The organism is Streptomyces parvus (assembly GCF_032121415.1).
GTDB lineage: Bacteria > Actinomycetota > Actinomycetes > Streptomycetales > Streptomycetaceae > Streptomyces > Streptomyces globisporus_A.
In genome coordinates this window covers 6,784,010-6,804,463 of record NZ_CP135079.1, presented here as the reverse complement: position 1 = coordinate 6,804,463, position 20,454 = coordinate 6,784,010, and the positions used below count along the sequence as shown (strand labels likewise).

Genomic DNA, 20,454 nt, shown 5'->3' with positions numbered 1-20,454 from the left:
ACCCGCAGCGCGGCAGCCCAATCCCCGGATCACGGCCACCCGGTCGAACGCCGGCCGGCGGACACAGGAACCGCCCCCCTTCTGCGCGGCCCGCCGCCCCGACCGCTGTTTGTCCGGTTTCATCGCCGGGTACCCGCGCTCCGGCCCGGACCACGAGGCCGGGACGCCGCAGCCGAGGAGTCAGACACATGAGCAGAGACGAACCGGTCCTGGGAACGGTCTCGACCCGGGTTCCCGCCCGGCTGGACCGGCTTCCGTGGTCGCGATGGCACTGGATGATCGTGGTCGGCCTCGGGACCGTGTGGATCCTCGACGGCCTGGAAGTGACCGTGGTCGGCAACATCGCGAGCCGCCTGTCCGAGGACGGCAGCGGCCTGGCCATCACGGACGCCCAGGTCACCGGTGTCGCGGCGGCACTGTACGTGGCGGGGGCCTGCGCCGGGGCCCTCTTCTTCGGCCGCCTCACCGACCTCTACGGCCGCAAGAAACTCTTCCTGATCACTCTGGCCGTCTACCTCGGGGCCACCGCGCTGACCGCGGTCTCCTTCTCGCCCTGGTGGTTCTTCCTCTGTCGCTTCCTCACGGGTTTCGGTATCGGCGGGGAGTACGCGGCCATCAACTCCGCCATCGACGAACTGATCCCGAGCAAGTACCGCGGCCGGGTCGACCTCATCATCAACGGCAGTTACTGGTTCGGAGCGATGGGCGGCGCCCTGCTGTCGGTCGTCGCCCTGAACACCGACATCTTCCCGAAGGACATCGGCTGGCGGCTCACGTTCGCCCTCGGTGTCGTGCTCGGTCTGGTCATCCTGCTGGTACGCCGCCATGTTCCGGAGAGCCCCCGGTGGATGTTCATCCATGGCCACGGGGAAGCGGCGGAGCGTCTCGTCGACGACGTGGAGCGCACGGTCGAGGAGGAGAAGGGGAAACCGCTCCCGGAGGCGACGACGGAGATCACCGTCCGCCAGCGCAGGAGCGTCGGTTTCCTGGAGATCGCCTGGAGCGTCTTCCGGGACCACCCCCGGCGGGCCACGCTCGGTTTCTCCCTCTTCGTCGGGCAGGCGTTCCTCTACAACGCCATCACCTTCGGGTTCGGGTCCATCCTGGTGAAGTTCTTCGACGTCTCCAGCGGAACGACCGGGTACTTCTTCGCCGTCATCGCTTTCGGCAATTTCCTCGGCCCCCTTCTGCTCGGGCGCCTGTTCGACGTCTGGGGCCGGCGTCCGATGATCTCGGGCACGTACATCCTGTCGGGCGTGCTGCTGTTCGGAACGGCCTGGCTGTTCGGAGCGGGGCTGCTCACCGCCACGACCATGACGCTGTGCTGGTGCGTGGTCCTCTTCTTCGCCTCGGCCGGGGCGAGCTCCGCCTACCTGACGGTCAGCGAGATCTTCCCGATGGAGACGCGCGCGATGTCGATCGCGTTCTTCTACGCCATCGGCACCGCGGCCGGCGGTATCTCAGGGCCGCTGCTGTTCGCGAGCCTCACCGAGAGCGGTGTGGTGGCCGACGCGGTCATCGCCTTCTGCGTGGGAGCCACCCTGATGGTGGCGGCGGGCGTGGTCGCGCTCTTCTTCGCGGTGCCCGCCGAGCAGCGCTCGTTGGAGGACATCGCCACCCCCCTGTCGGCCGTGGAGGCCGAGGGCGGCCGTCAACCCCGCTGACCCGCGGCCCGGAACGCCCGGGAGCCCCGGAGCGCGTCGCGCTCCGGGGCTCCCGGGTCGGTCAACCCGGATCAGGCGGTGGTGATGTTCTCCGCCTGCGGGCCCTTCTGGCCCTGGGTGATGTCGAAGGTCACCGCCTGGCCTTCCTGAAGCTCACGGAAGCCGGTGGAGTTGATGTTGGAGTAGTGCGCGAAGACGTCGGGGCCGCCGCCGTCCTGCGCGATGAAGCCGAAGCCCTTTTCCGAGTTGAACCACTTGACGGTTCCGCTGGCCATGCCTGTACCTCTCAGCAGTAAACGGATCCGCACCGCGCGGACCCGGAGGTGATCGCCCTGGTTCTCAGGCACTGCACAGCAAAACGCCCGCGCCAGGCGCGGGCAGGTACTGCGAACCACGACATCTGTCGGCGACGCTACACGGCGGGATCACTCCTCACCAGAGAGCAACGCCATTTTGGCGTGGATCACCTCCATGGTCACCGGGTCGTACCACACCGATCGCCGTCCGTTCGGGTGCCATCGGCTACTGGATGAACCGGGGCAGCCAACGCGCCTGGTAGTCGGGGTGACCTGCGTACTCGGCGGCGAGCTGCCGTACGGCGAAGCCCAGCCCCACCGCGCGGCCGGAGCGGAAGTCCTCGGCCGGGCGGTCCGTGTCCAGGTCGGCCACTTCGACGTACTCGCCGAGCATGACGCGGTTCGTCTCGATGCGCTCCAGGGTCCGCGCGGGGTTCTGGAGAGCGATGTGCTGGTCGAAGCCCCGGCCCCGCACCGTGAACGCCACCCCGCCGGTGCGGTCGTGGACCTCGCCCGGAACATCGGCCGGGCACCGCCATCGGTCCCCGCCGGCGGCCAGTGCGACGTGTTCCTCGTCGGCGAGCCGCGCCCGGACGAAGGCCACCATGTCTGCGTTGCCGCCCATGTGGATGCCGCTCCCTTGCGCTGATGGATCTCTGCACTCGATACGGGGAGCATTCTGGTGGACCGGACGCAACGCGATCCACCTTCGCATCCGGTTCACCCCACCGTGTCCCCCGTGTCTCCCCCGTTCCCGGCGGCCTGGTCCGCGAGGACCTTGTGGAGGGGTTCGGTCTCCCGGCGGCGGTACTCCTGCACCGCCCAGCCGTTGCCGTCCGGGTCGGTGAAGTGCATGAAGGTCGCCCCGTCGTCGGGGGTGTAGCGCTGCGGCGCGGAGACCTCGACGCCTCGGCCGACGAGTTCGGCGTGCGCGGCGGCGATGTCGGTGACGCAGAGCTGGAGGCCGTGGTACGTGCCCGGCTGCGGGGTTCCCGTCGGGTTGGGCAGGCCGTCGGTGAGGGCGATCGAACAGCCGGATCCCGGAGGCGTCAGCTGGACCACGCGGGCGCCCGGCATCACCTCGTCGTCGATGTCGACGTGGAAGCCGAGCTTGTCCCGGTAGAAGTCCCGGGCCCGGTCGACGTCGGTCACGGGAAGCACGATCACTTCGAGGGTCCAGTCCATGGTTCACAGCCCTTTCGTGGGTCGGTCGTTGTCCGGGTCCGGCCGTGGATCGTCCGGGTCGGGCGGTGGTGCGTCCGGATCGGGCCGGGTCGCGTCCGCGCCGGGCGTCGGCTCGTCCGCCTCGCCGTCGAGCGCCCCCTCCGCGCCGAGCGGTGTCGCGCCGCCCTGGAGGCGGGCCAGGTCGGCGGGCCGGACCTGGATGACGAACAGGGCGACCAGGGCGGCGACCACGGCGAAGCAGGCCGCGACGACGAAGGCGCTGGAGACGCCCGAGGTGAGCACCTCGTCGCCCCAGGGCGGTGGCAGCTGGCCGGTCCTGCCCGCCTCTTCCAGCTGGGCGCGCGTGGCCTCCTCACGGAACCTCGGCTCCTGGACTCTCGCCTCGTTGCGGCTGGCCGTGCCGAACGTCGTGACCAGGATCGACAGCCCCAGCGAGCCACCCACCTGCTGGGTGGCGTTGAGGATGCCGGAGGCGGCGCCCGCCTCCTTCGGGGCGACGCCCGAGACGGCCATCAGGGTCAGCGAGACGAACTGCATGCCCATGCCGAAGCCGAACACGAGCATCGGGCCGAGGATCGAGCCGAGGTAGGAGCTGTGGACGTCGGTCAGCGTCAGCCAGCCGAGGCCGGCGGCCGCCAGGAGCGCACCGACCACCATGAAGGGTTTGGGTCCCCAGCGGGGCAGCAGTTGGGAGGCCAGGCCCGCGCTGACCGCGATGACGGCGCTGACCGGCAGGAAGGCGAGCCCGGCCCGCAGCGGGCTGAAGTCGAGCACGTTCTGCACGAACAGGGTGAGGAAGAAGAACATCCCGAACATCGCCGCGGCGAGGCTGAGCATCATCGCGTACGACCCGGCGCGGTTGCGGTCGCGGAACATCCACAGCGGCGTGATGGGCTGCTTCGAGCCGCGTTCGATCAGGATGAAGACCGCGAGGAGCACCACGGCGGCCGCGAACGAGCCGAGGGTGAGCCCGTCGGTCCAGCCGTCCTCGGAGGCCCGGATGAAGCCGTAGACGAGCAGCACCATGCCGACCGTCGAGGTGAGCGCGCCGAGGACGTCGAAGTGGCCCGGACGGCGTTCGGACTCGGGGATGTAGCGAGGGGTCGCGAAGGCGATCAGCAGGCCGATCGGGACGTTGACGAACAGGACCCAGCGCCAGTCCAGCCACTCCACCAGCACCCCGCCTGCCAGCAGCCCGATCGCGCTGCCGCCCGCCGAGACGGCGGCGAAGACCCCGAACGCGCGGTTGCGTTCGGGGCCTTCGCGGAAGGTCGTGGTGATCAGCGACAGGGCGGTCGGCGAGGCGACAGCGCCGCCGACGCCCTGGAGGGAGCGGGCTGCCAGCAACTGCCAGCCCTCCTGGGACAGTCCGCCGAGCAGCGAGGCGAAGACGAAGAGGAGCACGCCGAAGACGAAGACTCTGCGGCGGCCGAGGATGTCGCCGAGGCGTCCGCCGAGCAACAGCAGTCCGCCGAAAGTCAACGTGTACGCGTTGACGACCCAGGAGAGGTTCTCGGTGGAGAACCCCAGGTCCTTCTGCATGTGCGGCAGCGCGATGTTGACGATGGTGACGTCGAGCACCACCATCAGCTGGCACGAGGCGATGACCAGCAGCGCCAGTCCGCTCCGGTGCCGGTCGTGGGCCGTGGCCGTGGGTGTCGCGCGGGAGCCCGTCATGGTGGAGTTCGTCTCTCGTGCCGAGGGCAGTGCCCCGCGTGAGCGCGGGTGTTCACCCGACCGACGTTAGGCCGGAACCGGGGACCTTGCCATTCGAGGCGGACGTCCTGCCGTACACGCCGCCGGGGACTCACTGGAGCGCGCGGACCGCGGTGCGGAAGACGGCGGGCGCCCGGTGGGCCGCGGCGACGATCAGCCGGCCCGAGGACGGGTGGCCCGCTGCGCTGAGCAGGGCCGCGGTGAGCATGCGGTAGCGCCGGGTGGCCCGGGCCCACTGGCGGGGGTAGTCCTCGGGCCGCCCGGCGCTCAGGCAGTCGACCGCGGTCGTCGCCGTGGCGACCGCGAGGGCGATGCCCTCCCCGGTGAGGGCGTCCACGTACCCCGCGGCGTCGCCGACCAGCAGGACGCGCCCGGCCCGTCGGCCCAGCGCCCGCTGACGCAGCGGACCTGCCCCGCGTACGGGCGTGGCCCCCGGGCCGTCCGCGAGCCGGGCCGCGAGGGCGGGGAAGGCGGCCAGGTGCTGGTCGTAGGGGCGGCGGTCGCGGCTCAGGACGGCCACGCCCACCAGGCGCTCGCCGACCGGGGTCACATATGCCTCGCCGTGCCGGGACCAGTGCACCTCGACGTGGTCCGTCCAGGGGGCGAGCGGGTAGTGGCGGCGCAGCCCGTAGCGTCCGGGGCCGGGGACCGGGTGGTCGAGGCCCAGGGCGCGGCGCAGCGGCGAGTGGAGCCCGTCGGCGGCGATGAGCCAGCGTGCGGTGAGTCCGGCGGCGGTGACGGTGTGCTCGTCCTGCCGGATCTCCCCCACCTTGCCGGCGAGGACGCGGACGCCGAGGGCGGCGGCGCGTCCGTGCAGGGCAGCGTGGAGTTCGGTGCGGCGGACGCCCGCGCCCGGGCCGCCCCGGAAAGCCGCTTCCGCGCTGCGTCGGCCGTCGGTGTAGCGGATGCCGCGCAGCTCGTGGCCCGTGACGCGGACGCCGAGGTCGCGCAGGGCCGCGACGCCGCCGGGCATGATGCCCTCGCCGCACGCCTTGTCGACGGGGGTGGTGCGCGGCTCGACCACCACCGCTTCCAGGCCCGCGGAGGCGGCCCGGATCGCGGCGGCCATTCCGGCCGGTCCGCCGCCCGCGACCAGGACGTCGATCACGCCCGCGCCTCCACGGACGGGAGGCGGGCCAGTGCCCCGTCCTCGCAGCGGATCCGTACGACCATGAGCGCGGCGTTGAGGGCGGTGAACACCAGGGCGGTCACCCACGCCCCGTGGACCAGGGGCAGCGCGAGGCCTTCGGCGGCGACGGCGACGTAGTTGGGGTGGCTCAGCCACCGGTAGGGGCCGCCGGTGACCCGGGGCAGGCCGGGGACCACGATGACGCGGGTGTTCCAACGGGGGCCGAGCGTACGGATGCACCACCAGCGCAGCGCTTGCGCGGCCACGACGACGGCGACCATGACCCAGCCGAGGACGGGCGGGAAGGGACGTTCGGCGAACCGGGCTTCCGCCACGCAGCCGGCCAGGAGCACGGTGTGCAGCGCGACCATCGCCGGATAGTGTCCCCGGCCCGATTCGGTGCCGCCGCGGGCGAGGCTCCAGCGGGCGTTGCGGCGGGCCACCACGAGCTCGGCGAGGCGCTCGGCGGCGACGGCGAGCACGAGGGCGGTGTACCAGGTCATGGACCGTTCCTTCCTACCAGCGCAGCAGCACCAGTTCGCAGCAGAACCCCGGGCCCATGGCGAGCAGCAGTCCGGGGGTGCCCGGCTCCGGCCGGCGCTGTTCGATGGTGTCCCGCAGGACGTGCAGGACCGAGGACGAGGACAGGTTGCCGATGTCGGCCAGCGAGCGCCAGGTGACGTCGAGCGCCCCGTCGCGCAGGTCGAGGACCTCGGTCACCGCCTCCAGGACCTTGGGGCCGCCCGGGTGGCAGACCCAGTGGGCGATGTCCTTCGGTTTGAGGCCGTGTTCGCCGAGGAACTCCCGTACGTCGTCGGCGAGATAGTGGCGTACGACGTCGGGCACGCCCGGATCGAGGACGACGCGGAAGCCGGTGGAGCCGATGTCCCAGCCCATGACGTGCTCGGTGTCCGGGTACATCCGGCTGCGGGTGGCCACGATCTCGGGCCCGGCGACGGCCCGGCGCGCGCCGAGGGCGACGACGGCGGCCGCTCCGTCCCCGAACAGCGCGGTCGCCACGAGGTTGGCGGGCGAGACGTCGTGGCGCTGGAAGGTGAGGGAGCAGAGTTCGACCGACAGGAGCACGGCCACGTCGTCGGGACGGCCGAGGAGGTAGTCGTGCAGCCGCGCCGTTCCGGCGGCTCCGGCGACGCAGCCGAGGCCGAAGACGGGCAGCCGTTTGACGTCGGACCGCATCCCGAGCCGGGTGACGAGCCGGGCATCGATCGAGGGGGTCGCGATGCCCGTGACGGAGGTGAACATCAGCAGGTCGACGTCGGAGGGGCGCAGTCCCGCCGCCCGCAGCGCGCCGCGTACGGCCTGGGCGCCGAGGTCGACGGCGGACCGGATGAACACGTCGTTGGACGGACCGAAGCCGTCGAGGTCGCCGTAGCCGTCCAGCGGCAGCACGGTGTGCCGGCTGCGGACCCGGGCGTTCTCGTGGAGCCGGTCGAGGACGCGGCGGTCGGCACCGGGCGGCAGGCAGGTCCGGGCCACCATGTCGGTGACCTCGCGCTGGGTGTGGCGGTGCGACGGCAGAGCCCCGTGCACCGCGGCGATGCGGGTCATCCTGCCTCCTGCTTCGGTGGCGTCATGCCCCCATCCTGCCCACAAGGTGGTGCGAAACGGCGCAAAAGACCCGCCCGGTCGTGGCATTGACGGGGCGACAGCCCCCTACGATCGCCCGATGGACGCCATGGAGAGGGTGGACCCGGCGGGTTCCGTTCCGGTCGACGTCGCTCCGGCCGGTGCCGGGCAGCGGGGTGGCCGGGTCATGGGGCTCGCGCTCGCGTGTCACCCCGGGCCCGCGCTCGCGGTGACCGCGCTCGCCTGCGCCCTCGCCCTCGGCTCCGGCCTCGGCGGTCCCCGTTCCACGCTGGTCACGGCGGCCGTGCTGACCGGCCAGCTCTCGGTGGGCTGGTGCAACGACGCGTACGACGCGCGGCGTGACGCCCGGGCGGGCCGCCGGGGGAAGCCCGCGTCCGACGGCACGGTCGGGGCGGGCGCGGTGTGGGCGGCGGCGACGGCCGCGCTCGCCCTGTGCGTACCGCTCTCGCTGGCCTGCGGGCTCCTCGCCGGTACGGTGCACCTTGCCGCGGTCGCGGCCGCCTGGCTCTACAACCTGCGGCTCAAGGCGACCGCCCTGTCCTGGCTGCCGTACGCGGCCGGGTTCGGCGCCCTGCCCGCCGCCGTCACCCTCTCCCTGCCCGGCGGGCCGGCACCCCGGTGGTGGACGGTGGCGGCCGGGGCCCTGCTCGGGTTCGCGGCGCATCTGGCCGACACGCTCCCGGACATCGCGGCGGACCGGGCGGCCGGGATCCGGGGCCTTCCGCACCGGCTGGGCGACACGGGGACCCGGCTGCTGCTGCCGCTGCCGCTCCTCGGCGCTACGGCGGTGCTGGCGCTCGGGCCGCCCGGACCGGTGGGCGCCGGGGGTGCCGCGGCGCTCGCCCTGGCCGGGGCGGCGGCGCTCGCCGGTCCGGCGCTCGGCCGCCGGTGGCGCAAGGCGGCACTGGCCGGAGCGGTGGCCGCGGCGGCGGTGGATCTGGCGTTGCTGCTGGCCCGGGGCGTGGCGGCGGGCTGAACAGGTTCTCGTCGGCGGCTGCCTGACAACGCGTCATGTCACGCGCCCGGATGACATGGCCATGCGAAGACCGTTGACAAATCCGAAACGGCGCAGAAATCTGTGAATCTCTGACCGCAAAAGATTGACTTGTGGGCTCAAATATTGTGGAAGCAGAGGTCATCATGAGATGGAAGCGACTCACCGGACGGACGGTCGCCGGGCTGCTGGCAGCCGGACTGATCTCCGCCGGGCTCCTGCCCGTCACCGCGAACGCGGCTGAGGCCACGGACCTCGCGCGGGGCAAGACCGTCACCGCCAGCGGATCGCACGGCGGATACCCGGCATCGAACGCCAACGACGGCAGGCTCGACAGCTACTGGGAATCGAACGGCCACCCCGCCGACCTGACGGTGAAGCTCGGCGCGGACGCGGACCTCGACTCCGTGGTCCTCAAGCTCAACCCGGACCCGATCTGGGCCACCCGCACGCAGGACATCCAAGTGCTCGGCCGGGCGCAGGGCGGCACTGCGTTCACCTCGCTGCGCACCCGCGCCGGCTATGTGTTCAACCCCGGCTCCAACCGGAACACGGTGACCATCCCGGTGGACGGCCGGGTCGCCGACCTCCAGCTGAAGTTCTTCTCCAACACCGAGGCTCCCGGCGCCCAGATCGCCGAGATCCAGGTCTTCGGGACGGCCGCTCCCAACCCGGACCTGACCGTCAGCGCGCTGTCCTGGAGCCCCTCGTCACCGTCCGAGACGGACGACATCACCGTCGAGGGCACCGTCCGCAACGCCGGCTCGGCCGCCTCCCCCGCGACCGCCGTCCATGTGAGCCTGGGCGGCGTGGTCGTGGGCAGCGCGCCGGTCGGCCCCCTCGCGGCCGGGGCCTCGGCCCCGATCTCGGTCGAAGTCGGCAAGCGGCCGCGGGGGGCGTACACCGTCTCGGCACTGGTGGACCCGACCGACACGGTCGCCGAGTCGGACAACACCAACAACAGCCGCACCACCGCCTCCCCGCTCGTGGTCGGTCAGAGCCCCGGCCCCGACCTGGAGGCCCGCTCCATCACCTCCAGCCCGGCCAACCCGGCCGTCGGCGCGGCGGTCACCTTCACCGTTGCGGTGCACAACCGCGGCACCAGTGCGGTGAACGCGGGCACGGTCACCCGGCTGACCGTCGGTTCCACCACGCTCAACGGCACCACCCCGGCCATCGCCGCGGGCGCGACCGCGAACGTCACGGTCGGCGGCAGCTGGACGGCGGCGAGCGGCGGCGCGACCCTGACCGCCACCGCCGACGCCACGAACCTGGTCGCCGAGACCAGTGAGACCAACAACACCTTCGCCCGGTCCATCGTCGTCGGACGCGGCGCCGCCGTCCCGTACACCGAACTGGAGGCGGAGAAGGCCGACTACAAGGGCACACTGCTCCAGTCCGACGCCGAACGCACCTTCGGGCACACCAACTTCGCCACCGAGTCCTCCGGCCGCGAGTCGGTGCGGCTCAACTCCACCGGTGACTACGTGGAGTTCACCTCGACCGCCCCGGCGAACTCGCTCGTCGTCCGCAACTCCATCCCGGACGCGCCGGGCGGCGGCGGCCGCGATGCGACCATCAGCCTGTACGCCGACGGCGAGTTCGTCCGCAAACTCGGCCTCTCCTCGAAGCACAGCTGGCTGTACGGGAACACCGACAGCCCCGAGGGGCTCACCAACACTCCGGGCGGCGACGCGCGGCGGCTGTTCGACGAGTCCCACGCCCTGCTCACCGAGACCTACCCGGCGGGAACGGAGTTCCGCCTCCAGCGCGACGCGAGCGACAACGCCGCCTTCCACATCATCGACCTGATAGACCTGGAGCAGGTGGCGGCGCCCTCCTCGCAGCCGTCCGGCTGTGTCTCCATCACGACGTACGGCGCGGTGGCGAACGACGGGCTCGACGACACGGCCGCCATCCAGCGCGCGGTGACGGCCAACCAGAACGGCCGGATCGACTGCGTCTGGATCCCGGCGGGCCAGTGGCGCCAGGAGCAGAAGATCCTCACCGACGACCCGCTCGACCGGGGCCAGTGGAACCAGGTCGGCATCCGGGACGTGACGATCCGGGGCGCGGGCATGTGGCACTCCCAGCTCTACACGCTGACCCCGCCGCATGAAGCGGGCGGTATCAACCACCCGCACGAGGGCAACTTCGGTTTCGACATCGACGAGAACACGCAAATCTCCGACATCGCCATATTCGGTTCGGGCACGATCCGCGGCGGTGACGGCAACCACGAGGGCGGCGTCGCGCTCAACGGCCGGTTCGGCAAGGACACGAAGATCAGCAATGTCTGGATCGAGCACGCCAACGTGGGTGTCTGGGCCGGCCGCGACTTCGACAACATCCAGGAGCTGTGGAACCCGGGCGACGGCGTCGAGTTCACCGGCATGCGGATCCGCAACACGTACGCGGACGGCATCAACTTCGCCAACGGCACCCGGAACTCCACGGTCTACAACTCATCGTTCCGCAACACCGGCGACGACGCGCTCGCCGTCTGGTCCAGCAAGTACGTCAAGGACCAGACCGTCGACATCGGCCACGACAACAGCTTCCGCAACAACACCATCCAGCTCCCGTGGCGCGCCAACGGCATCGCGATCTACGGCGGTCACGGCAACAAGATCGAGAACAACCTGATCTCCGACACCATGAACTACCCGGCCATCATGCTGGCGACCGACCACGATCCGCTGCCCTTCTCCGGGCAGACGCTGATCGCCAACAACGGCCTGTACCGCACCGGCGGAGCCTTCTGGAACGAGGACCAGGAGTTCGGTGCGATCACCCTCTTCCCGCAGAATCTGCCGATCCCCGGAGTCACGATCCGCGACACGGACATCGTCGACTCCACCTACGACGGCATCCAGTTCAAGACGGGTGGCGGCCTGATGCCGGACGTCAAGATCCAGAACGTGCGGATCGACTCGTCCAACAACGGCTCCGGCATCCTCGCGATGGGCGGCGCACGCGGCAATGCGACGCTCACCGACGTGACGATCACCGACTCGCGCGACGACCATGTGCTGATCGAGCCGGGTTCGCAGTTCACGATCTCCGGCACCCCGAACGGCGCCCGCGCGAAGCGCTGAACGACCTGACCGGCTCCCGGGCCGGCGGATCCCCCGCCGGCCCGGGAACACCCTTTGCCCCGGGGATTCGGTGGGGTCACAACTCTGGGAAGTGCAAGGCCCCGGAGCTACCCTCCGCGCATGATTCCCACGGTTGTCTGGGGTACCGGCAACGTCGGCCGCGCGGCGGTCCGCGCCGTCGAGGCCCCTCCGGCACTGACGCTCGCCGCCGTCCTCGTGCACGGTCCCGCCAAGGTCGGCCGCGACGCGGGCGAACTCGGCGGTCTCGGGCACCCGCTCGGGGTCGCGGCCACCGACGGCATCGGCGCCGTCCTGGCCTCCCGCCCCCGGGCGGTGGTCTACACGGCGTCCGGCGACATCCGTCCCGATGACGCCCTGGCCGACATCGGCCGGGCGATCCGGGCCGGTGCGGTGGTCGTCACGCCCTCCCGGGGGACGTGCCCGACGATCGCCGCGGCTCCCAGAAAAGAACCTGTTCCAGTGATGAATCTTCGACGCGAAACACCCTTGGCCCCGCTGTCCTGCATGTCATTGTCGTTCATGTGACGTCCCTCACTCTCCGCAGAGTGCAACAGGTTCTCCTGCGGTTCGCGAGGTAAGTACACGAGAAACTCGGGGGTAACTTCCCGGCGACACCCCGGGACCACGAAGGGGCCCCGGACCGTGCGGTCCGGGGCCCCTTCGTGCTGTGCGGTCGCGCAGGGATCAGTAGGCGCCGAAGACGTTGTCGATCGAGCCGTAGCGGTCCGCCGCGTAGTTGCACGCGGCCGTGATGTTGGCGACCGGGTCGTAGCTGTCGGTCGAGGTGCCGGGCACGTGGTAGGCCTGGAACGTCGGGTCGATGACCTGGAGCAGCCCCTTGGACGGGGTGCCCTTGACCGCGTTGGAGTCCCAGTTGTTGATGGCGGCCGGGTTGCCGGAGGACTCGCGCATGATGTTGCGGTGGATGCCCTCGTAGGTGCCGGGGATGCCCTGCTCCGCCATGATCGCCAGCGATTCCCGGATCCAGCCGTCGAGGTCGTTCGTGTAGGTGACGACCTTCTTCTCGGCGGCCGGAGCGGCCTTTGCCACGGGGGCGGCGTTGATGCGCTCCGAACGGTCGGCGCGGTCCGCCGAAGCGCCGCGCGCGGCGGACGGAGAAGCCTTGGAGGTCTTACCGTCCGACGAGGCATCGGACGTGACTCCGATGTCCAGCTTGATACCCGGGTGAATGAGATCGGGATTCGATCCGATGATCTTCCGGTTTCCTTCGTACAGCTTCTTCCAGCCGCCGCTGACGGAATGCTCGCGAGCGATCTTGGAAAGCGTTTCGCCGGCCATCACGGAATGCTTGGCGGGGGCGGCCTTCGCGGCGGGATTCGCCTGGGCGACCACCGCGGCGGGCGCCACGGCCTGCGCCGCGGCGGCGGGGGCAGGAGCGGCGAAGGCGCTGGTGGCACCGATCACCGGGAGGGCGAGAACGGCTCCACCGGTGGTCACGGCGGCGAGGCCGCGGCCGAGCGAGATGGACTTGGGACGACGGTGCTTACCCAGTGCGGGCATGGGGGATTTCCTCTCCGGCGCCTGCGAGGTGAGCTGTCGGGTTCAGACGGGAGATGTCTGGCCGCACGGTCGTGCGACTTCACCCCAAGCCGTTCCGGTTACGGATCGGCGGCTTACCTGGGTCCCCCGCTCCTGCCGTACGTGAGTGGGTTTCGGATTCCCGGACGGCGGCAGGATTCGGCGTTCCATCCGGATTGACGGTGACCGTAGGCGAGAAACATCGGACGGAACAAGCCCTGCATTCCCGATTTCCCTTTCCGCGCATGATCGAATAGCGGAATTGCCGGATCGGGCCGCGCCGTCACGGCGTCAACTTTCCTCGCGCAGAAGGGAACCGATACGTCCGCTTCGGCGTCCGCCCTCTTGGACGTGACGCTCACCACTCCCTCGCGGCGATGGCGAAATTGCGCCTAAGCAAATGCCCCGGTAACCCTAATAAGCCCTTTATTGACCATGAGCCCCATAGGGGCCAAATCGACCATATCGGTAGAACAAAACGGGCCGATCGGGCACTCCAGGCGGGGTCGGCCGAAGGGCCCGCCCGGCGATCGCTTACGGTGTGAGGTGGAGACTAGTAAGCCAACCCTTACCTCCGACGTACGCTGTACCTGCCCGCGTTCGCCCGCCCCGAAGGATCACCACGCCATGACACGCCCCGTCCGCGTCGCCATTGTCGGAGCCGGCCCCGCCGGTATCTACGCTGCGGACGCGCTGCTCAAATCCGAGGTCTGCCAGGACCCGGGGGTCTCCATCGACCTCTTCGAGCGCATGCCCGCCCCCTTCGGTCTCATCCGCTACGGGGTGGCCCCCGACCACCCGCGGATCAAGGGCATCGTGAAAGCCCTGCACCAGGTGCTGGACAAGCCCCAGATACGGCTCTTCGGGAACGTCGGCTACCCGCACGACATCGGCCTGGACGACCTGCGGTCGTTCTACGACGCGGTGATCTTCTCGACCGGCGCCGAGGCCGACCGCGCGCTCGACATCCCCGGCATCGAACTGGACGGCTCCTACGGCGCGGCCGAGTTCGTCTCCTGGTACGACGGGCACCCCGAGGTCCCGCGCACCTGGCCGCTCACCGCGGAGAAGGTCGCCGTGCTCGGCGTCGGGAACGTGGCCCTGGACGTGGCCCGGGTCCTGGCCAAGACGGCCGACGAACTGCTGCCCACCGAGATCCCGGACAACGTCTACCAGGGTCTCAAGCAGAACAAGGCGCTGGAGGTGCATGTGTTCGGGCGGCGTGGGCCGGCGCAGGCCAAGTTCAGCCCGATGGAGCTGCGGGAGCTGGACCACTCCCCCCACATCGAGGTCATCGTCAACCCCGAGGACATCGAGTACGACGAGGGCTCCATCGCGACCCGCCGCGAGAACAAGCAGGCCAACATGGTCGCGCAGACCCTGGAGAACTGGGCGATCCGCGACGTCGGCGACCGCCCGCACAAGCTGTTCCTGCACTTCTTCGAGTCCCCGGTCGAGATCCTCGGCGAGGACGGCAAGGTCACCGCGCTGCGCACCGAGCGCACCGAGCTGGACGGCACCGGAAACGTCCGGGGTACCGGCCGGTTCACCGACTGGGACGTGCAGAGCGTCTACCGTGCCGTCGGCTACTACTCCGAGGAGCTGCCCAAGCTCCCCTTCGACGTCACCTCCGGCACCGTCCCGCACGAGGCGGGCCGGGTCATCGCCGGGGACGAGCACATGGCCTCGGTCTACGTCACCGGCTGGATCAAGCGCGGCCCGATCGGTCTGATCGGACACACCAAGGGCGACGCCAACGAGACGGTCGCCTGCGTCCTGGAGGACCGTGCCGCCGGCCGTCTGCCCGAGCCGGCGACGCCCGCCCCGGAGGCCGTCGAGGCGTTCCTGGAGGACCGGGGCGTCCGCTACACGACCTGGGAGGGCTGGCACAAGCTGGACGCCCACGAGCAGGCGCTGGGTGCGGCCCAGGGCCGTGAGCGGATCAAGGTCGTGGAGCGCGAGGGCATGCTGGACGCCTCCGGCGCCTGATCGGCAGGACGTCTTTCAGGCACCTTCTAGGAGGCCGGATCCGGGGCACCCGTCGTACGCCCCGGGTCCGGCCTCCTGAACGTGCGCCACAGATCGGGCCCGGGTTCCTGCGCCGTCCGGGGGCGCCGGGCGGCCCGAGGGGCCTCGGCCCACCGGGCGGCGAGCAGGAGGGCGATGTCGTCGGGGCGGTCGGTGGCCGCCCTCGCCTCGCCGATGACCTGGTCGGCCGTCTCGGCCAGGGGGACGGCGCCGATGCGTTCGACGGTGGCGCGCAACCGCTCGACGCCCTCGTCGATGTCCGTCCCCGGACGCTCGATCAGCCCGTCCGTGAACAGGGCCAGCATCGCTCCCGGTTCGAGCCGCATCTCCGTGACCGGGTAGGCCGCGTCCCCGTCGATCCCGAGCACGATGCCACCGGGCAGGTCCAGCACCTCCGTCCGGCCGTCGGGCCGCCGCAGCACGGGCTGCGGATGGCCCGCCCGTACGGCACGGGCCACGCCGGTCGCCGGGTCGAGGGCGATGTAGCAGCAGCTCGCGAACTGGCCCGGGTCGAGGTCGATGAGCAGCCGGTTCGTGCCGCTCATCACCTCCTGCGGATCGTGCTTGCTCAGCGCGAACGCCCGCACCGCACTGCGCAGTTGTCCCATCGTCGCGGCGGCGGAAACGCCGTGGCCCTGCACATCCCCGATGACCAGGGCGAGTTCGTGGCCGGTCTCGATGACGTCGTACCAGTCGCCGCCCACGTCCATGCCCTGGGTACCGGAGAGATAGCGTCCCAGCGTGTCCACCCCGTCCACCTCGGGCAGCCGGTGCGGCAGCAGGGCGTCCTGGAGCCCGCGGGCGAGCGCCGACTCGCTGTCGTAGCGCTGGGCGCGCTGCAGGGCCTGCGCGATCAGCCCGGCCAGGGCCGTCAGGACCGTACGCTCCTCCGGGCTGAAGCCGCGCGGCCGGTCGAAGCCGAGGATGCAGGAGCCGACGGGCCGTCCCGAGGCGATGAGCGGCAGGAACGCCCGCGCCCCGACGTCCGTGTCGATCGGGATGCCCGGATAGGCCTCGGCCAGGCGCTGCATGGACTCGAAGAAGATCGGGCGGCCCGTGGTGAGGGTCTCCACCCCGGGGATGCTGACGTCGAGCCCGACCCCGTCGAAGCGGTCGAGGAACCCCTTGGGGAACCCCGTCTCCCAGGCCAGGTGGAGGTGGCGTTCGTTCAGCAGGTAGATCGCGAGCTGACGGCCGCCGAACGCGGGCAGCAGCTCGTCCGTGACCACCGAGGAGACCTGGCGGGCCGTGACCGCCTCGGTCAGCGCGATGGCGAGCGCCACCGGCCGGTACAGCGCGGAGGAACGGTCGGCGGTCGAGCCGATGCCCAGCCCCGGCGCGGTGACGGAGCCGGGGGCGTAGGCCGGCTGGTCGGTCGCCTGGAGGACGACGCTCACCCCGTCGTGCCCGGGGTACAGGGACACCGACAGCCAGAGTGCGGGCGGGCGCCGCGCGAGGAAGTGGACGGGCTCGTCGGCGATCAGAGCCGCCCGGTAGTGGTCCTCGTAGGCCTCGTGCCCGAACCACGGCAGGGCCTGCCACACCGGATGGCCCACCAGCTCCGTACGGGCGTGGCCGAGCAGTTCCTCGGCGAGGCCGTTGGCGTACGTGATCCGGCCCAGCCGGTCCAGGGAGAGGATCCCCCGCGGCAGCCGGTCGGCGGCCTCCGGTACGACGGGGCCGGCGCCCAGGTCGACCAGGAAGCCGGTCAGATGGCTGGCGGACACATCGCCGTCCGGGTGCGTCCAGCGGCCGGACAGCTCCAGCAGATGGGACCGGCCGTCGGGGCCGCGCAGCCGCATCCGGCGGACGACCGGTTCGGCGGACTCCACCGTCTGCCGGGCCAGGGCCCACAGCCCGTACACGTCCTCGGGGACCAGCCGTTCGGCGAGCGCGTCGACGGTGCCCGGGAAGGCGGCGGGCTCGAAGCCGAGGATCGCGCAGAGTTCGTCGTCGGCGGCGACCTGCCCGGAGTGCAGGTCCCAGTCGAAGCGGCCGACGCGCACCGGGGGCGTGGTGGCGGCGGGCAGTTGCACGGGGACCGGCTCGGTCTCCCACAGGCAGTCGACGCCCCGTCCCTCCAGATCGGTGAGCGCGGCGCCGAGCCGGCGGCCCAGGCGGAGGAGCCGTTCGCCGTCGGCGGGGGCGACGGGCTGCCCCGGCGTGGAGGCCCGCAGGACGGCCAGTACGCCCATGCTTCCCCGGGGCCCGGTGATCGGCACCCACAGCGAACCGAACGGGAACGGCAGCCCGGCCATCAGCTGCGGGAAGCGGCGCATGGCCTCCTCCGCGTCGGAGAGCAGTACGGGCCGCCCCGAGCGGTAGGCCTCGGAGACCGGGAAGGGGCGGTTCACATGCATCCGCCACCAGGGCCGGAACAGCGGGCCCGGCAGTCCGGCGAGCACCGCGAGCCGGAGAAGTCCGGGCGTCCGGCTGCGCAGGTAGACGCCGCCCGCGTAGCCGTCGCTCGACTCGACGGCGCTGACGAGGGCCTGGGCGAGGACGAGGGAGAGCTCGTCCGGCACACGGCCGACGTCTGCCGCCCCGGCGCGGGAGAACTCGTCCGGCACACGGCCGACGTCTGCCGCCCCGGCGACGGTCCCGTGTCCGCCGGGCGGGGAAGACCGGGGCGTATCGTGCCGGGTCACACAGCCAGCATGCTCCCGGTCCTGGGCACCCCGCACCTCCGGCGACCGGCCGCCCCCCGACGGCCGGTCGCCTCTCGCGGGATCAGTACAGCTTGGCGACGGCGGTACGGGTGGTCTTCCGGAACCCCTCCAGCGGAGCGCCGTCCAGCTCGCCCATCTGCCCCCACTCGACGACGGTGACGGCCCGGCCGTCACGGCCCACGGAGAACAGCCCGATGTCGGTGGAGCCGACCTCCGGGTAGGACGTGTCGATGCTGTAGAGGTGCGCGCCCTCCTCGACGTCGATTCTGCCGTGGTAGAACGCCTCTCCCTCCAGGCCGGACTCCTGCTCCTTCAGCCGGTCGAGGCAGGTCTCCAGGGCGCTCCGCAGGTCGGCGGCGAGCTTCTTGGCCTGGGCGGTGGTGGCGGCGACCGTGATGGTCTGGCGGGCGTTGGTGTCCAGCTCGGTGCGGAAGTCCCGGTGGCGGGTGCCCGCCGCCGGGGCGATCCCGGTGGTGCACACGGAGCCCTCCGCCGGCACGCCCTGGCGTACCGGACCGGCCGTCCAGGGGGTGTGGGAGGCGGGCAGCCGGCTCGCGCTCAGGAACTTCGGCTGGACGGGAGCGGGTGCCGGGGCCGCGGCGGCCGGCACCTGGGCCAGGGCGGTGACGGCCAGGCCCGTGGCCATGACGGTGAGGAGGGCGGTGCGGAGGTTGCGCATGGTGAGGTTCCCCGTTTCGGATGGTGCGGTCAGGTGGTGCGTACCGTTCGGCCGTTCGTACGTACGGCGTCGCGCCGCGGCGTACGGAGCCCGTCGGGGGCCGTACGGCGGCGGGGTGGAACGGGCACCAGCCTGGGCCGGAGCCCCGGATCCGGACAAGCGCGATACGGCTTCCGGCCGGGCTGGAACCGTCCCACCCCTGGTGACGTGGGTGTTCTCGGGGGGCTGGAACGCCCTGGAACGGCGGGAGGGGAGGTCGAGCGTGTCGGGTGACGCCGAGGGGGCCGCACGGGCGGCGCTGGCGGAGCGGCTGAGCGCGCTGCGGGAGGGGTCGGGCCGGACGTACGCGTCGCTGGCCCGCCGCATCGGGGTCAGCGGTTCGACGCTGCACCGGTACTGCACGGGGCGGACGGTGCCCGCGGAGTTCGCCCCGGTGGAGCGGCTGGCCCGGCTGTGCGGCGTACCGGCCGGGGAACGGCAGGCGCTGCACCGCCTGTGGCTCCTGGCGGACGGCGAGCGCCTCGACCGGCAGGAGGCCTCGGGGGCGGTGCGGGAGAACGGGGAGAGGGTGGTGGCCGGGCCGCCGGCGGCGGGGATGGGGGCCGGGACGCCTGCGCCCGGGGCTCCGGCCGGGCCGCCGACGGAAGGCGCTGTGGCGGGGCCGCCCGCTTCCGGGGCCCCGCCCGGGCTGCCCGACGAGGACAAGCCGGAGGCGGTGCCGTCCCCCGGATCTGCACCCGCCTCCGAATCCCGTTCCGGCCCCGTCCCCGGCCCCGGGCAGTCCAGCGCCACCGGCCGTCGCGCTTCCCGGATGCCGACCCCCCGGTCACGCCGCGCACGCCGGTACGGGCAGGGGCTGGGCGTCCTCGCCGCGGCGGCCCTCGTCCTCGCCCTGGTCGCGGCCTTCGGACGGCCGTGGCCCTCGGGTTCCGACGGGCGCCCGTCAGTCGCCCACGTCCCGGGCGGGCCTCCGGCGGGCGCCCCGGAGTCCCCCTCATCCGACTCCCCGACGCCCGGGAAACCGCAGGGCACGGCAAGCGGGTCACCGCGGAAATCCCCGTCGGGCAGCCCCGCGCCGACCACACCGGCCGGGATCGGGCCCCGCAACGAGAGCGTCCCCCGGTCCTCCGGGCCCTCGTCCGGACCGGAAGCCGGGCGGGCGCCGTTCACCTGGACCGGTGACGACCACGTCTGGAAGAACGGCTGCGACCACGCCTACCTGCTCGACCGGGAGCCCGCCGCCGTTCCGCCGCCCCCGGTGGAGGCCGACGCGGCGTCCTGGGCGGGGGCGCTCGGCGCGGTGCACGCGGGCGAGACCGGTGTCCGGATCACCTTGCAGGGCCGGGACGACCGGGCCGTGGTGCTGGAATCCCTGCGGATCCGGGTGGTCGAGCGCGGCTCACCGGCCGAGGGCCGGGTCTACCGGATGAGTTCCGGCTGCGGCGGATCCCTCACTCCCAGGATGTTCGACGTGGATCTCGACGCCTCCCGCCCCGTGGCCCGCCCGGTCGCGGGCAACGACTCGGGCGAGCCCATCGAGGCGGCCGCCTTCCCGTACCGCGTCTCGGTGACCGATCCCGAGGTCTTCCTGATCACCGGCCGTACGGTCGGCTGCGACTGCTCCTGGGTCGGGGAGCTGACATGGAGCAGCGGCGGCAGGTCCGGCACGGTGCGCATCGACGACGGCGGGCGGCCGTTCCGTACGAACGGGGTACGGGGGCACTCCGTACTCGACTACGACACGACCGCCGGCCGCTGGGTGCCCGTGGCGGACGACAGCGAGGCCGCGTCCTGAGACGTGGCCGGGGCGCGGAGGCGGGCGGGGTCG

15 protein-coding genes, 1 pseudogene and 1 riboswitch are annotated in these 20,454 nt (G+C 71.9%); of the genes and pseudogenes, 6 read left to right on the top strand and 10 right to left on the bottom strand.

The window, feature by feature from the left end; translation table 11 throughout:
* Positions 1-188: 188 nt before the first annotated feature.
* Positions 189-1,664: an MFS transporter gene (locus RNL97_RS31540; RefSeq protein ID WP_313751500.1), complete on the top strand. Its 1,476-nt coding sequence runs from the start codon at positions 189-191 to the stop codon at positions 1,662-1,664.
* Positions 1,665-1,735: 71 nt separating this feature from the next.
* Here the strand turns inward: RNL97_RS31540 and RNL97_RS31535 are convergent, their stop codons facing one another.
* From RNL97_RS31535 to RNL97_RS31505, 7 genes are all read right to left on the bottom strand, one after another.
* Positions 1,736-1,939, bottom strand: a complete 204-nt coding sequence (locus tag RNL97_RS31535; protein ID WP_003964323.1) for a cold-shock protein — start codon at positions 1,937-1,939, stop codon at positions 1,736-1,738.
* 247 nt (positions 1,940-2,186) lie between these two features.
* Positions 2,187-2,585 (bottom strand): DUF6221 family protein, encoded by a 399-nt coding sequence (locus tag RNL97_RS31530; RefSeq protein ID WP_010072992.1) that lies wholly within the window; start codon positions 2,583-2,585, stop codon positions 2,187-2,189.
* 95 nt (positions 2,586-2,680) lie between these two features.
* A complete protein-coding gene (locus tag RNL97_RS31525; RefSeq protein ID WP_030586162.1) occupies positions 2,681-3,145 on the bottom strand; it encodes a VOC family protein in 465 nt (154 codons plus the stop codon).
* A gap of 3 nt (positions 3,146-3,148) precedes the next feature.
* Entirely contained in the window at positions 3,149-4,822 is a 1,674-nt protein-coding gene (locus RNL97_RS31520) for an MFS transporter (RefSeq protein WP_030586164.1), read from the bottom strand.
* A gap of 130 nt (positions 4,823-4,952) precedes the next feature.
* A complete protein-coding gene (locus RNL97_RS31515) occupies positions 4,953-5,969 on the bottom strand; it encodes an NAD(P)/FAD-dependent oxidoreductase (protein WP_243316075.1) in 1,017 nt (338 codons plus the stop codon).
* A complete protein-coding gene (locus RNL97_RS31510; RefSeq protein ID WP_313751496.1) occupies positions 5,966-6,493 on the bottom strand; it encodes an isoprenylcysteine carboxyl methyltransferase family protein in 528 nt (175 codons plus the stop codon). The genes RNL97_RS31515 and RNL97_RS31510 overlap by 4 nt, the downstream gene beginning before the upstream one ends.
* Before the next feature lie 13 nt (positions 6,494-6,506).
* Positions 6,507-7,559 carry a type III polyketide synthase gene (locus RNL97_RS31505; RefSeq protein ID WP_030586170.1) on the bottom strand — a complete coding sequence of 351 codons (1,053 nt, stop codon included), beginning with the start codon at positions 7,557-7,559 and terminating at the stop codon, positions 6,507-6,509.
* 118 nt (positions 7,560-7,677) lie between these two features.
* Here RNL97_RS31505 and RNL97_RS31500 point away from each other — a divergent pair, with 118 nt between their 5' ends.
* The 3 genes and pseudogenes from RNL97_RS31500 to RNL97_RS31490 all read left to right on the top strand — a co-directional run.
* On the top strand, positions 7,678-8,574 hold the full coding sequence (locus RNL97_RS31500) for a UbiA family prenyltransferase (protein WP_030586172.1): 897 nt from the start codon (positions 7,678-7,680) through the stop codon (positions 8,572-8,574).
* 164 nt (positions 8,575-8,738) lie between these two features.
* Positions 8,739-11,690, top strand: a complete 2,952-nt coding sequence (locus tag RNL97_RS31495) for a CARDB domain-containing protein (protein WP_313751494.1) — start codon at positions 8,739-8,741, stop codon at positions 11,688-11,690.
* 120 nt (positions 11,691-11,810) lie between these two features.
* Positions 11,811-12,119, top strand: a pseudogene (locus tag RNL97_RS31490) (dihydrodipicolinate reductase); the annotation flags it as partial.
* Between the two features lie 276 nt (positions 12,120-12,395).
* On the opposite strand, the gene RNL97_RS31485 reads toward RNL97_RS31490, so the two are convergent.
* Positions 12,396-13,232 (bottom strand): transglycosylase SLT domain-containing protein, encoded by an 837-nt coding sequence (locus tag RNL97_RS31485; protein WP_030586179.1) that lies wholly within the window; start codon positions 13,230-13,232, stop codon positions 12,396-12,398.
* A gap of 3 nt (positions 13,233-13,235) precedes the next feature.
* Positions 13,236-13,394: riboswitch (cyclic di-AMP (ydaO/yuaA leader) on the bottom strand.
* A gap of 483 nt (positions 13,395-13,877) precedes the next feature.
* Here RNL97_RS31485 and RNL97_RS31480 point away from each other — a divergent pair.
* Positions 13,878-15,239, top strand: a complete 1,362-nt coding sequence (locus tag RNL97_RS31480; protein ID WP_030586181.1) for an FAD-dependent oxidoreductase — start codon at positions 13,878-13,880, stop codon at positions 15,237-15,239.
* A gap of 26 nt (positions 15,240-15,265) precedes the next feature.
* Here RNL97_RS31480 and RNL97_RS31475 read toward each other — a convergent pair whose 3' ends face one another.
* Positions 15,266-17,803, bottom strand: coding sequence for a SpoIIE family protein phosphatase (locus RNL97_RS31475; protein ID WP_030586183.1), 2,538 nt, complete (start codon positions 17,801-17,803; stop codon positions 15,266-15,268).
* A gap of 205 nt (positions 17,804-18,008) precedes the next feature.
* Positions 18,009-18,626, bottom strand: coding sequence for a hypothetical protein (locus RNL97_RS31470; protein ID WP_030586184.1), 618 nt, complete (start codon positions 18,624-18,626; stop codon positions 18,009-18,011).
* Positions 18,627-18,888: 262 nt separating this feature from the next.
* Between RNL97_RS31470 and RNL97_RS31465 the strand changes: the two genes are divergently transcribed.
* Entirely contained in the window at positions 18,889-20,421 is a 1,533-nt protein-coding gene (locus tag RNL97_RS31465) for a transcriptional regulator (RefSeq protein ID WP_313751492.1), read from the top strand.
* Positions 20,422-20,454: the final 33 nt, after the last annotated feature.

Coding starts and splice junctions, on each gene's coding strand:
- RNL97_RS31525 (WP_030586162.1), bottom strand. CDS start 3,145: ATGGACTGGACCCTCGAAGTGATCGTGCTTCCCGTGACCGACGTCGAC.
- RNL97_RS31485 (WP_030586179.1), bottom strand. CDS start 13,232: ATGCCCGCACTGGGTAAGCACCGTCGTCCCAAGTCCATCTCGCTCGGC.
- RNL97_RS31530 (WP_010072992.1), bottom strand. CDS start 2,585: ATGGGCGGCAACGCAGACATGGTGGCCTTCGTCCGGGCGCGGCTCGCC.
- RNL97_RS31510 (WP_313751496.1), bottom strand. CDS start 6,493: ATGACCTGGTACACCGCCCTCGTGCTCGCCGTCGCCGCCGAGCGCCTC.
- RNL97_RS31520 (WP_030586164.1), bottom strand. CDS start 4,822: ATGACGGGCTCCCGCGCGACACCCACGGCCACGGCCCACGACCGGCAC.
- RNL97_RS31480 (WP_030586181.1), top strand. CDS start 13,878: ATGACACGCCCCGTCCGCGTCGCCATTGTCGGAGCCGGCCCCGCCGGT.
- RNL97_RS31540 (WP_313751500.1), top strand. CDS start 189: ATGAGCAGAGACGAACCGGTCCTGGGAACGGTCTCGACCCGGGTTCCC.
- RNL97_RS31500 (WP_030586172.1), top strand. CDS start 7,678: ATGGACGCCATGGAGAGGGTGGACCCGGCGGGTTCCGTTCCGGTCGAC.
- RNL97_RS31470 (WP_030586184.1), bottom strand. CDS start 18,626: ATGCGCAACCTCCGCACCGCCCTCCTCACCGTCATGGCCACGGGCCTG.
- RNL97_RS31535 (WP_003964323.1), bottom strand. CDS start 1,939: ATGGCCAGCGGAACCGTCAAGTGGTTCAACTCGGAAAAGGGCTTCGGC.
- RNL97_RS31505 (WP_030586170.1), bottom strand. CDS start 7,559: ATGACCCGCATCGCCGCGGTGCACGGGGCTCTGCCGTCGCACCGCCAC.
- RNL97_RS31495 (WP_313751494.1), top strand. CDS start 8,739: ATGAGATGGAAGCGACTCACCGGACGGACGGTCGCCGGGCTGCTGGCA.